This is a genomic window from Sphingobacterium tabacisoli, assembly GCF_017908035.1.
Classification (GTDB): domain Bacteria; phylum Bacteroidota; class Bacteroidia; order Sphingobacteriales; family Sphingobacteriaceae; genus Sphingobacterium; species Sphingobacterium tabacisoli.
In genome coordinates, this window is the sequence record NZ_JAEQMU010000009.1 from 129281 (window position 1) to 142074 (window position 12794).

Consider the following 12794-nt stretch of genomic DNA (forward strand, 5'->3'; position numbering starts at 1 on the left):
ATAATTTGACATGAAGATTAGTGTTAAAATTACGCTAAAAATTATGTAAGTTTCTGTATTTCAGTTGTTATTGTTTTTTTTGGTTTTTGATTTTTTTACCTCAGAAATTTTTGTCATCTTCGTTGAGAGCGAAAGTTATAAACAATTATTTTATCATTAATTGGTTATCAAGTTATTAACAATTTAAGAATGGAAAAAACGTATACAGGTGTTTGGAATAATTGTCTTCAGGTCATAAAAGATAACATTCCGGCGCAGAGTTTCAAGACATGGTTCGAGCCTGTAAAGGCTATTCGTTTGGAGGGAAACGTTTTAACTATTCAAGTACCGAGTTTGTTTTTTTACGAGTGGTTGGAGGAGCACTATGTGGGTATTCTTCGTAAGACTGTAAAGAAATTTTTAGGCGAGCAAGGAAGATTAGAGTATAATATTGTAGTAGAGAAATCTTCTACCAATATTCCTTATACGACAAATCTACCTTCGAATGGAAATGGGGCTGAAGCTAAGAGACAATCTATCCCGGTTCCTGTCGCTCTAAATAAAAATATTAAAAATCCATTTGTCATACCTGGACTAAAGAAGTTACAGGTTGACCCGCAGCTGAATCAGAACTATACGTTTGAGAATTTTGTGGAAGGTGAATGTAATCGATTAGCTAGATCAGCAGGATATGCAGTGGCCAACAAACCTGGTGGTACCTCATTTAACCCTTTGATGTTGTATGGAGATGTAGGATTGGGTAAGACGCATTTGATACAGGCGATCGGTAATGAGATAAAAAGGAACTTACCAGATAAGCTGGTTATATATCTTTCTTGTGAGAAATTCTGTCAGCAGTTTGTAGATTCCTTGAAGAATAATACAATCAATGATTTTGTAAACTTCTATCAGGCAATGGATGTTATTATTATGGATGATGTCCATAATTTTGCCGGAAAGGAAAAAACACAGGATATATTTTTCCATGTGTTCAATCATTTACACCAATCAGGAAAGCAAATTATTCTGACTTCGGATAAAGCACCAAAAGATCTTTCTGGGTTAGAGGAGCGTCTTTTAAGCCGTTTCAAATGGGGATTATCTGCCGATATACAGGCTCCAGATTTAGAGACTAGAATTGCTATTCTAAAAAAGAAAATGTACTCGGATGGTATAGAGTTGCCTGAGAATGTTGTAGAATATGTAGCAACACAGATTGATAATAGTGTGCGTGAACTAGAAGGCGCTCTGGTTTCATTATTAGCTCAATCGACATTAAACAAGAAAGAAATTGATCTGAACTTGGCAAAATCGATGCTAAAGAACTTTGTGAAAAATACCCACAAGGAGATCTCGATGGAGTATATTCAGAAATTGGTATGTGAGTACTTTGAAGTTCCTGTAGAAATGGTTAAATCTAAGGTACGTAAGAGAGAAATAGTACAGGCTCGCCAAATATCAATGTATCTGGCTAAAAATCATACCAAGTCCTCTTTGAAGTCGATTGGGAGTTTCTTCGGAGGAAGAGATCACTCTACTGTAATTTACGCTTGTCAGACAGTAGAAGATTTGATCGAAACGGATAAGAAATTTAAAACATACGTACAGGACATACAGAAGAAATTAAAAACTTCTTAGTCGTAGTAATATAATACAGGAGAAGGGCTGATTCATACTAAAGAATCAGCCCTTTTTATATGAAATAAGGCGAGCCAGAGTATTTTCTCTGACCCGCCTCAGCTAGGTAATTATGAAATTAAAAACTATTGTACTGATTCAATCTATTCTTTTTTATTAGCCATCTTTTCTTCTAAGTATTGAACGAACAATGGTTTTTGTTCGTCTGTCAATAAGTCGTTGATCTTACCATTGGCAGTGGCTGTCAAAGCTTGTATTTGTTCTTTTACTACATCTGCCGATAATGTTGTGTCTGATTTTATCGCAATTTTTGCATTTACTTTTTCAAGAACAATATTATATACAGCTGTTTGTTGGTCATCAGTCAGTGTTAATTTTTCCGTTAATTCTGTAACCGTTTCTTTTGCTTTGTTTTCTGGATTTATTTCTTGAGCGAATAGAATCGTGACAGCAAATAAAAAGCTTAGTCCAGTTAAAATTAATTTTTTCATAGCATTTAAATTTTAAGTTTTTGAAATGTATTATTAATCGTTTTCTGAATTAATAACTGTCGTATCGTCTATTTTATTGCTTTGATTGTATCCTGTTTGTTACAATTTAACATCATTTAACACAACTTAAAAAGTAATAAAATAGCTTTATATCTTTTTAAGTTGTTGTATTTTAGTATTTTATTGTTTTTTTTGTCGATTCATTTTGCTTTTGGTACTATTTTGCAAAGAGTCGTATTTTATTACTTGTTCCTCTGTTAAGAAACTTTTTATTTTAGTGTCTCTTTGTTTCCAGGTTTCCCTCCTATTCTCTGGTTTTGTTTCTTTTTGAAAAATTAAAAGATAGTTATAAATAGAGTCTTTTTGGGAGTTTTGAAGATTAAGCGCTGTGGCTAATCGTTCAACTTTTATTTTTGCCTGTTCTTCAGGACTACGATGCTGTCTGTTGCTCCTCTCCTGTGCTTGCCCAATACTTATGGACAAAGCTGTGGTTATTGCTAATGCAAATACTGTTTTCATGATGAATCAATTAATTGTTTACACCATAAATTTCATTAAATAAATTGACTAGTAGGGAGTTGATCCTTTAACTTTAGTGAAGATTAACTTTCGTTAAAGCTAATTAACACTTGTGGCAGACTGTATGTAATTAAATATAAAATGATCAAAGGTATCCTGCTGCTTATCCATTGATTTGAGAGTGATAGGGATGTAATAAAGCGGTATATCCTGCAACGCAGAGTTGGGTACCCTTTGCATATCTTTTTCTGTCGTTATGATAATTTTATTGGTAGTAGGTAGAGACTGATAATAATCTGCAATTTTATCGAAGTCTTTATCCGTGTAATTGTGATGGTCTGGATATTGTAAGATATGTACTACATTTCCCAGATCAGTGAGATAAGACTGTAATGGCAGAGGATTAGCTATACCACAAAAAAGAACAATATCAAGGTTTTTCAAAGAGGCTGTTAGGTGTTGATTATTTCTATCTTTTGGTTGTCCATAATCAATTCCCGTGTAGAATATAGGCGCTAGAGCATGTTTTCTTATTTGGTGTTCTATACGATTTCTATCTTCACTGAGAATGTCATCAGGACACTTTGTAATTAATATTAGATCGGCTCTTTTTGTTGCAGAAAAATTGTCCCTAAAGTTTCCGGTAGGAAGCGGGATTATGGGGGATAAAAGAGAGTTAAAGTCGAAAAGAAGGATGGTGAAACCTGGAGTTAATTTTCTATGCTGATAAGCATCATCTAAAATAATGAGGTCATGATCTTTATTAAGTTGTTGAACTCCGTAACAGCGATTTTCAGAGACAGCAACTGTAATTTCCGGAAATTTATTTTTGAATTGTAAAGGTTCATCCCCTACTTCGATCGCTAAAGAATCGCTGTGTACAAGTTTATAGCCTTTTGTTTTTCGACCATATCCCCTACTAAGTGTTGCAATCCTGTAATCATCTTTTAGTAATCGGATTATGTATTCCGTCATTGGGCTTTTTCCTGTTCCTCCTATGGCAAGATTACCAATGACAATTGTTGGGATGGAGAATTTGGTGCCTTTTAGTATAGCTTTGTCATAGAGTGTATTTCTAGCCCATACAATGAACCAATAGATTAGACTTATTGGTAATAATAACCACCGAATAAGGGTAATAATCATTGTTTTACCACCTTAATACCTACATCAACAATATCCTTGAGTGGATTTTCCCGCATGTTCTGTTCGACCGCAAAGGTATATACACCGGTATCAGGGAAGACAAAGTTTTCTTTTGCAAGGTATTGTACTTCATATAGTGATCCCGCTGAATTTCCGAACCAACGTCCATCCAACTGAGCAAGAGGTATTTCTTTGCGATAAGCTGTATCGACTAATTTTGCGCCTTTTTCATGAAGAAGTACAAAAATATTGGAAAAGCTATATTCATTGGAGTGGCGTAGGTTTATATAGATGTTGTATCTAGCCTTGGAATCTGCTATGTGTACATCAAATTGAGGTTTTTTTTCATATGACCATGCTCGGTCTGGGATAGGCTGGTTCTTTTCATAGACAGCACTATTGGTACACGAAACCAAACAACTAATTATACCAAAAGCATATAGAAGGGGTCTTATCATATTGAAAAAATAGTGACGAGTATCTACTCGCCACTGTTATTTGGTTTATCGTTATTTTTGTTTCTATTCCTGTTATTATACCTTCTTTTTTTGCGCTGCTCATTTTTTTGCGCGTTGTCATCTCCCAGATTAGCAGAGGGCGCAGTTTTGTTATTGTCTTTATTTTGAGCAGGTCTATTCGGACGGCTTTCTACACCACTGCTCGTTTCCTTTTTTTGACCTGAAGGGGCTTGCTTTGGAGCTTGTGCCTGATTAGGGTTTGTATTTCCCTCGGTTTTTTGATTTGTTGGAGTTTGTCGAGGTTTGCTTTTTTTCTTTTTACGTCTTTTGTTTTTATCATCCAGACGTGTTAAGCTATCTTGGCCAACGACATTTTCATAGTCAAAAACAACCGGTTTTTTGGTCTCAACAGTTTGAGGGGTATAATCTAATGCGTCAGGCTTAATTCCTCCTTTATTCATTTCTGCAAGTTCTTTTACTTTGCTGATGGATAATGGGATCCAGTTTTCAGCACCAGGGTAAGAGAACCACATTGTTTTTTTGAAGATATCTGTTTTTTGAAGATAGGCCATTCCACTATTGGTCTCTATTCTGTCTACATCGTTAGGAATGTCCTTTAGTGCATCCATATAGCTATCCAATTCATAGTTCAAACAACACTTTAACTTACCGCATTGGCCAGCTAGTTTTAGTGTATTGAGGGATAGATTTTGATAGCGGGCAGCAGAGGTTGATACGGTCTTAAAATCGGTAAGCCACGTGGAACAACAAAGTTCACGGCCACAGGATCCTATACCTCCCAAACGGCTTGCTTCTTGACGCATTCCAATCTGTCGCATCTCTATTCGAATGCGGAAGGATTCGGCCATACGCTTTATTAACTCGCGAAAGTCAACCCTACCTTCTGCTGTATAATAGAAAGTAGCCTTTGTTTTATCACCTTGATAGTCTACATCGGATATTTTCATCGATAGACCAAGATCTAAAGCAAGCTTTCTCGCTCGATGCATGGTCTCCCATTCAAGCTCTTTTGCAATGTTGAATTTCGTAACATCGGCATCGTTTGCCTTGCGGTAGATTTTCTTGACGACGGAGTCTGGTGCGATATTGTTTTTCTTCAATTGAAGACGGACGAGCTCTCCTGTCAAAGAAACATGCCCGATATCGTATCCACCTGTAGAAGGCTCTACGGCTATCATTTCGCCCATTTCTAGGTAAATGTTGTCCGTGTTTACATAATAATCCTTACGAGACCCTTTGAAGCGAACTTCAACAATGTCAAAGGGTTTATAATTTGAAGGCAAATCCATGTCGGAAAGCCAGTCATATACATCTAATTTATTACATCCGCTGGTCATGCAAGAACCATTGTTATTGCATCCTGATGGTACTGTACCTAATTTACTTCCTGTACCACATCCCCCGGATGAGCAACTGCCACATCCCATATTTCTATTTTATATTATTGAGTCCCGATTTTTCGGGAACGTTTGATATTTGAACAATAAAACCAATTGCAAAGATAAATCTAAAAATAATATTTTGGCGTTACCATTGCGTTCAATCCCATAATGTGTCTTTTCTAGGATATTGATAGCTTCTTCTAATTGTTCAAATTGGAATAAACCACTAAATTTTTCTACAAATGCAAATTCTTCTTCTTGTAAAAAGACTAGATTTCTCAAGCCTTGTTGCATTAATATGATCTGTCTCATCATATTGATGGCATAAAGTAAGAAACTTTTTTGATTTTCCCGACCTAATTTCGAAAGTTTGTCTTCAGTAAGACCGATTAGTTCTTTTCCATTATCAGTGACTATAAAACGTAACCATTGAACCAAAATAGAAAAAGTTTCGTTTTCACCATGTTGGTGGATTAAGTTAAGAGCCTCTTGAATATTTCCGTCTGCAATAAAGGATATTTCTTTGGCACGCCTAGGGTCTAACTTTCGCTCCTCAATTAAATAGCTATTCATCTCGTCATGATGAAGCTTGTTAATTTTGACCAATTGGGTCCGGGAAATTACCGTATTTATTATTTTATCTTGATTTTCGGCAACTAAAAGGAAAAGAGTTTTTTCCGGAGGCTCTTCAATAAGCTTTAAAAGGGCGTTTCCTTGGGTGTCAAGATATTCCGGAAGCCACATAATCAATACTTTGTACTCAGCTTCAAAAGATTTGAGACTCAGTTTTTTGATGATATCATGGGCCTCAGCTATATTGATATTAGCTTGTTTATTGCCAGAATCTAGTTGCTCTCTCCAGTAATTCAAACCTAAATAAGGATTGGTAAGAAAAGCTTTGCGCCACTCGTCCATATAGGTCGTAGCAGTTTCTTCTTTGCCTTTAGCAAAGAAGGGATAGGAAAAATGTAAATCGGGGTGGATTAATTTTTCATATTTTCTGCAAGATGCACAATGTCCACAACTATCGTCCTCTTGTCGGTCTTCACAATTGATGTATTGGGCATATGCCAACGCTAAAGCCAGACTGCCTGAACCCTCTGGTCCTAAAAAAAGCTGAGCATGGCTGACCCGATTGTTTTTTACCGAGTTGATTAAATGGTTTTTAATGCTTTGGTGTCCTACTATTTCCTTAAATTGCATATCGTAAGTCTACACAAACTTAGATAAAAAGCGTTGTATTCACGAATACATAGTACAAAAAAAACCGAAGTGAATATGTCAGTGATGAAAGATAAACCCGTACTTAGATTGTAAAAATTTAATTCTTTTCTGTATTATTGCATATAAAAATATATCGAAGCTAGACATGAGATTTATAGTATCCACATCTGTATTATTAAAGCAATTGCAGGCCATAAGCGGGGCATCCAGTAGCAGTACTGTTCTTCCTATTTTAGAGAACTTTCTATTTGAAATAAAAGATAACACTTTAACTATTTCTGCGACGGATTTACAAACAAGCATGGTAACTTCTGTGGCCATCGAAGCTAAGGAAGAAGGAAGAGTAGCAATGCCATCAAAGATTTTGATAGATACATTGAAGACGTTACCGGATCAACCTGTTGCTTTTTCGGTGGATACAAAAACGTTGGCGATAGAGATTAGTGCTGGAGATGGAAAATATAAGCTCAGTGGTGAAAATGCAGATGACTTTCCTAAGATACCTGTTGTAGATAATGTTTCAACAGTTCAAATTACAGCTTCCATTCTATCGGAGGCTATAAATAAAACAATATTTGCAGTAAGTAATGACGAGTTAAGACCGGCGATGTCTGGTGTATTGGTGCAATTGGGAGAACAGAATATCACTTTTGTAGCAACAGATGCACACCGCTTGGTGAGATACCGTCGTACAGATGTCGGTGCAGAAAAGGCAACATCTATCATTCTTCCAAAGAAAGCTTTAACATTGTTAAAATCCTCCCTACCGTCTGATGAAACTTCGGTAGCGGTAGAATATAATACGACAAATGCATTCTTTCAATTTGGCAGCATTCATTTGATCTGTCGCCTTGTAGACGAGCGTTATCCGGATTATGATGCTGTAATCCCTCAAGTGAATCCAAATAAACTTACAGTAGACCGTGCTTTGTTTTTAAACACATTGCGTCGTGTGGTTATTTTTGCAAATAAAACGACACATCAGGTTCGTTTGAAAATCAATGGTAGTGAACTGAATATTTCTGCGGAGGACTTAGATTTCTCTAATGAGGCTCATGAACGTCTTAATTGTCAGTTTGAAGGCGAAGACATGGAGATAGGATTCAACGCGAAGTTTTTGGTAGAAATGCTAAATAACTTAAACTGCGAAGAAGTGGTTTTGGAAATGAGTACTCCAAATCGTGCAGGGTTGTTATTACCAGCAATCAAGCAGGATAATGAAGAAATATTGATGTTGGTCATGCCAGTAATGCTGAATAGTTTTAACTAATACTGAATTCCATTGGATTTAATATATTCATTGATAGATTTTATTCTTCACATTGATGATCATCTGGTGGAGATTGTAAATGACTATCAGACCTGGACATATCTGATTTTATTTCTAATCATATTCGTTGAAACAGGTGTGGTCGTGATGCCTTTTTTGCCAGGGGATTCGTTACTTTTTGCAGCAGGTATGCTTGCCGCTCAACCAAATGATCTTAATATCTGGATTATGATTATTCTGTTGCTTATTGCCGCTATTACGGGGGATTCCTTGAATTATGCGATTGGTAAGCATTTTGGAATGCGTATTACTCGGTTTAGGCTGTTTGGGAAGCAAATGGTAACAGATGCACAACTTGAAAAAACACACTCGTTCTATGAGAAATATGGTAGCAAAACGATCGTTATTGCGCGTTTTGTTCCTATCGTAAGAACCCTCGCCCCTTTTGTGGGAGGAATTGGTAGGATGAAATATAGTACGTTTATAACCTATAATGTTATTGGAGCAATTCTTTGGGTTGTCGGAATTACATTGGCAGGCTATTTCTTAGGGAATATTCCTTTAATTCGAGATAATTTTTCTAAGGTGGTTTTGATTATTATTATCCTTTCTATACTTCCGATAGTTTTTGAAGTAGTGAAGGAAAAACTAAAAGGAAGTAAAGCAGGCTAAAGGCAATATATGTTATAATAGAAAGGGCATTCAATCATTTGGATGCCCTTTCTGTTTTGCGTTTAGCGAAGGATAATAGGTGTGTGATGAGGTTTGTTATAGCACGGTATAGATAGGGACTGTCTTATGTTCAAATTTATACTAACTTAGCTTTTAGTCCGAAGTTCATTCGGAGATTATACGGACTTCATTCGGACTTTATTCGGATATACCCGAGTAAAGTCCGAAGTATGTACGTTTTAATATTGGATCACATTCGATTTTAGTAATAATCAGTTGTCAATCATTAGGGAAGTCTTTCTAACGTTTGCAAGGACCACAATTAAACGTATATACCAAAATCCAGTCTATTAAAGAAATAATTTTGATATGCGCATTCTATGTCTTTTAATTTTGATTTCCAGTTCTGCTGTAGCCCAAAAGAAAATGATAACGACCGACCGGCAACAAGCAAAGGAGGCGTATACCCTACTCAATGACATCCGTATGCATCCCGAGAAATATGCTAAGAAATTAGGAATTTCACCGGTGAATAAGGTGAAAAGAACGACGTTGATTTGGAACGATGATCTTGCAAAGGTAGCTGAATTTAGGGCTTATGATATGGCTAATCGTAATTATTTTGAACATGTGACACCAGAAGGTTTGGGACCGAATTATTACATGGTAAAGGCTGGATATCACCTCAACCCCGATTGGACGAAGAAAAAATCAGCGAATAATTTCGAATCGATAGCAGCCAACCATTCCACGGCTATAGAGGGAATTAATGCTTTTATCATCGGAAAGGGATCTCCAGGGTTTATGCATCGGAAACATGTTTTAGGTATGGACGATTGGAATGGTTCTCTAGTCGATATTGGTATCGGTTTTGTCCATTCACCGAGCGGATCTACTTATAAAACCTATTTATGTGTAATCATTGCTAAGCATGATTGGTAGGATGGTTGTCGATAAACGTCAATTTTGTATAACAGGATATAGTTTGGGGTTTTTCAATAGTCAGATTGTTAGAAATCAACATTAGTTTTCCTACCTTTGCATATGATAAAATCAATGACAGGATATGGTGTAGGTTCGCATGAGAATGCGAAGGTTAAATACACTGTGGAAATAAAATCACTTAATTCAAAATTTCTAGAGCTAGGAATACGTTTGCCTAAGGCTGTTTCGGACAAGGAGCTTACGCTTCGTGGAGAATGTAGTAAACTGATAGAACGAGGAAAAGTGAACGTTTTGATTTCATCAGAATACGCTGACCAAACAGCGAAAGCATCTTCTATAAACCGTGAACTGCTGAAAAAGTATTATAATCAACTTAAAGATATCGCTGCACAGCTCGGAGAAGATCAAACGGGTTTATTTAATCTAGCGTTGTCAATGCCTGAAGTGATTGCGAACAATGAAGACGAAGTGGATGAAGAAGAGGGTAAAGTATTATTGAATGCTTTCTATCAAGCTGTAGAATCATTCACTGGGTTTAGAATGGATGAAGGGAAGGTTCTGAAAAATGATTTGGAGAAGCGCGTAGAGTTGATTCTTGATTATTTAGGACAGGTAGAAGCTGTCGAAGGTGATCGGATCCCATTGATCAGAGAACGCTTAAGCCAGTATATGGATGAAGCTGTCGGAAAAGAGAATATAGATAAAAATCGATTTGAGCAAGAGATAATTTTTTATATCGACAAACTTGATATCACTGAAGAAAAAGTTCGTTTAAGAAGTCACTGTAACTATTTTTTGGAGGCGCTTAATGCCGCGGATTCTAATGGTAAAAAACTAGGGTTTATTTCTCAGGAAATGGGGAGAGAGATAAATACGCTAGGATCGAAGGCTAATAATGCGAACATTCAGCAAATTGTAGTTCGTATGAAAGAGGAGCTTGAGAAAATCAAGGAACAACTACTAAATGTATTGTAAGTTATGAATAAAAAATTGATAATCTTCTCTGCTCCCTCTGGAGCAGGAAAAACAACGATAGTAAGACATCTGTTAAGTAAATATAGTGACAAATTGGAGTTCTCTATATCGGCGAGTACTAGAGAGCCAAGAGGTAGCGAAGAAAACGGTAAAGACTATTATTTCATTTCCAAAGAGGAGTTTCTACATAAGGTAGCAAAGCAAGAATTTATAGAGTTTGAAGAGGTTTATTCTGGAACTTATTACGGAACACTGAGGTCCGAATTGGATCGTATATGGTCTCTAGGAAAGAGTGTTATTTTTGATATTGACGTAGTCGGTGGATTAAGATTGAAATCTAAGTTCCCAGAGGAAGCGTTAGCGATTTTTGTAAATCCACCATCGCTAGAAGTGTTACAAGAACGACTTTCTGGACGTGGTACAGATTCAGAAGAAAAACTGAAGGAGCGCTTTGCAAAAGCGGAATTGGAGTTGAGTTACGCGGATAAATTTGACGTGATATTAAATAACTTCGATCTGGATGTAGCATGTCAAGATGCGGAAAAAATAGTATTGGATTTTCTGGATAAATAATGGCAGGCAATAAGATTGGGCTTTTCTTCGGATCTTTTAACCCGATACATATAGGACATCTGATTATTGCAAACTATATGGCGCAATATACAGACCTAGCTGAGGTATGGTTTGTTGTGTCACCTCAGAATCCTTTTAAGGACAAAAAAAGTCTGGGCAATATGTATGATCGCTTAGAAATGGTGAACCTTGCTATTGAAGGAGCAGAAAAGCTGAAGGCATGTGACATTGAATTCGGACTTCCACAGCCTTCTTATACGATAGATACGCTGACCTACATGAGGGAACGGTATCCGAGTAAAGAGTTTGTGTTGATTATGGGAGAAGATAATCTAATGGGGTTACACAAATGGAAGAATGCAGATATCTTGTTAAGAGATTTTCAGATTTTTGTCTATCCAAGGCCAAAATACGAGGCTGGGGAATGGCTGAATCACCCAGCTGTGACAATGACAGATACACCTCAAATGGAGTTGTCATCTACTTTTGTAAGAAGCGCTATCAAGGGCAGAAAGGATGTTAAGTTTTTTGTCCCTGATCGTGTTTTAGAATTTATAGATAAGAAGGGCTTGTATCTCTAGCTTTATGAGGCGCTTTCGTTTCGATCAATGGTGAATATACTACCCCTATAGACCTCGGCTTAATCCACATATTCCTTTGTGGAAAATAAGAAGAAATCATTAATTTTATTTTCGGAAAAAAACTTTCGACAAGTAGGTCACTAGTTTACTATTGCTATGAGATATTTAATAACAGTTTTGATCAGTATAAGTGCAGTAGCGTTTTCTTATGCACAAGATGATTTGGCACTTTATGAACCCACAAAAGCGGATTATGACTATTGGGAATACCGAAGGAAGATGACGGTTCCGCCCTACGGTCTGGATAAAGTGAAGGGCTTAATCAAGAAAATCGAAATCAAGTCTGATGATAACGATGATATGGGACTTTCGGCCTTATCTACAGCTGATTTTAAATCGTTGACTCTGCGCGAAAAATTTACATATGCGATGGTTCATCCAGAAGTATATTCGCAGAATTGTGATATACGGATTATGTTGCCCAATGAAGAGCAAAAGGTATTTGGCTATTTGCTTTCTACATTAAACGAACAGACCTGGAGCCAGCGACAGCTAGTTTTCTTACGCGAGAATAGAGACTCTGTAATGTCCTATATAGAGGAATCTACTTTACGAAGCAAGCGGATGGGCGTGAATTACAAGGATGTGATCGACGAAATTAACGGATGGGAAATGATTCCCTTTATCATTACTTATTTTGAAAGTAATAAGAAAGATAAAGATGCATTGACTTTGCTTCTTTTATTGATGAAAAAAGGAGAATATGAAGAATTTCTGAAGTCTACCTCCTATCGAAAATTATATGGACAATCCTATAATTATGAGACGTATATTGAGTATAATAAGGCAAATGAATCGTTGATATTACAACGTGCAATGGGTTACTTTAAAGAAAAAAGTACTGGAGGAAAATAATTCGA

At 36.6% G+C, this 12794-nt stretch carries 14 protein-coding genes; 8 read left to right on the top strand and 6 right to left on the bottom strand.

The features are described from left to right. Positions 1-189 precede the first annotated feature (189 nt). Complete coding sequence (gene dnaA / locus JKG64_RS22105; protein WP_133586785.1) at positions 190-1617, top strand: chromosomal replication initiator protein DnaA; 1428 nt, start codon at positions 190-192, stop codon at positions 1615-1617. A 143-nt stretch (positions 1618-1760) separates the two neighbouring features. On the opposite strand, the gene JKG64_RS22110 is transcribed toward dnaA, so the two are convergent. The 6 genes from JKG64_RS22110 to JKG64_RS22135 all read right to left on the bottom strand — a co-directional run bounded on the left by JKG64_RS22110 (position 1761) and on the right by JKG64_RS22135 (position 6837). After that, positions 1761-2108, bottom strand: coding sequence for a hypothetical protein (locus JKG64_RS22110; protein ID WP_210356439.1), 348 nt, complete (start codon positions 2106-2108; stop codon positions 1761-1763). 180 nt (positions 2109-2288) lie between these two features. Next, positions 2289-2627 carry a hypothetical protein gene (locus JKG64_RS22115; protein WP_210356440.1) on the bottom strand — a complete coding sequence of 113 codons (339 nt, stop codon included), beginning with the start codon at positions 2625-2627 and terminating at the stop codon, positions 2289-2291. 99 nt (positions 2628-2726) lie between these two features. Continuing rightward, positions 2727-3773 carry a tetraacyldisaccharide 4'-kinase gene (lpxK, locus tag JKG64_RS22120; RefSeq protein WP_210356441.1) on the bottom strand — a complete coding sequence of 349 codons (1047 nt, stop codon included), beginning with the start codon at positions 3771-3773 and terminating at the stop codon, positions 2727-2729. Beyond that, positions 3770-4231, bottom strand: a complete 462-nt coding sequence (locus tag JKG64_RS22125) for a gliding motility lipoprotein GldH (RefSeq protein WP_246512765.1) — start codon at positions 4229-4231, stop codon at positions 3770-3772. The genes lpxK and JKG64_RS22125 overlap by 4 nt, the downstream gene beginning before the upstream one ends. 23 nt (positions 4232-4254) lie before the next feature. Continuing rightward, positions 4255-5679, bottom strand: a complete 1425-nt coding sequence (locus JKG64_RS22130) for a PSP1 domain-containing protein (protein WP_210356442.1) — start codon at positions 5677-5679, stop codon at positions 4255-4257. A gap of 9 nt (positions 5680-5688) precedes the next feature. Next, positions 5689-6837: a DNA polymerase III subunit gene (locus JKG64_RS22135; RefSeq protein WP_210356443.1), complete on the bottom strand. Its 1149-nt coding sequence runs from the start codon at positions 6835-6837 to the stop codon at positions 5689-5691. A 166-nt stretch (positions 6838-7003) separates the two neighbouring features. Here JKG64_RS22135 and dnaN point away from each other — a divergent pair, with 166 nt between their 5' ends. From dnaN to JKG64_RS22170, 7 genes are all read left to right on the top strand, one after another. Then, positions 7004-8128: a DNA polymerase III subunit beta gene (gene dnaN, locus JKG64_RS22140; protein WP_202105101.1), complete on the top strand. Its 1125-nt coding sequence runs from the start codon at positions 7004-7006 to the stop codon at positions 8126-8128. Positions 8129-8140: 12 nt separating this feature from the next. After that, complete coding sequence (locus tag JKG64_RS22145; protein ID WP_210356444.1) at positions 8141-8800, top strand: DedA family protein; 660 nt, start codon at positions 8141-8143, stop codon at positions 8798-8800. Positions 8801-9169: 369 nt separating this feature from the next. Then, on the top strand, positions 9170-9742 hold the full coding sequence (locus tag JKG64_RS22150; protein ID WP_210356445.1) for a CAP domain-containing protein: 573 nt from the start codon (positions 9170-9172) through the stop codon (positions 9740-9742). A 102-nt stretch (positions 9743-9844) separates the two neighbouring features. After that, positions 9845-10720 (top strand): YicC/YloC family endoribonuclease, encoded by an 876-nt coding sequence (locus JKG64_RS22155; protein ID WP_133586776.1) that lies wholly within the window; start codon positions 9845-9847, stop codon positions 10718-10720. Positions 10721-10723: 3 nt separating this feature from the next. After that, positions 10724-11293 carry a guanylate kinase gene (gmk, locus tag JKG64_RS22160; protein ID WP_021069579.1) on the top strand — a complete coding sequence of 190 codons (570 nt, stop codon included), beginning with the start codon at positions 10724-10726 and terminating at the stop codon, positions 11291-11293. After that, positions 11293-11874: a nicotinate (nicotinamide) nucleotide adenylyltransferase gene (gene nadD / locus JKG64_RS22165; RefSeq protein WP_210356446.1), complete on the top strand. Its 582-nt coding sequence runs from the start codon at positions 11293-11295 to the stop codon at positions 11872-11874. The genes gmk and nadD overlap by 1 nt, the downstream gene beginning before the upstream one ends. A gap of 156 nt (positions 11875-12030) precedes the next feature. Continuing rightward, positions 12031-12789, top strand: a complete 759-nt coding sequence (locus tag JKG64_RS22170; protein WP_210356447.1) for a hypothetical protein — start codon at positions 12031-12033, stop codon at positions 12787-12789. Positions 12790-12794: the final 5 nt, after the last annotated feature.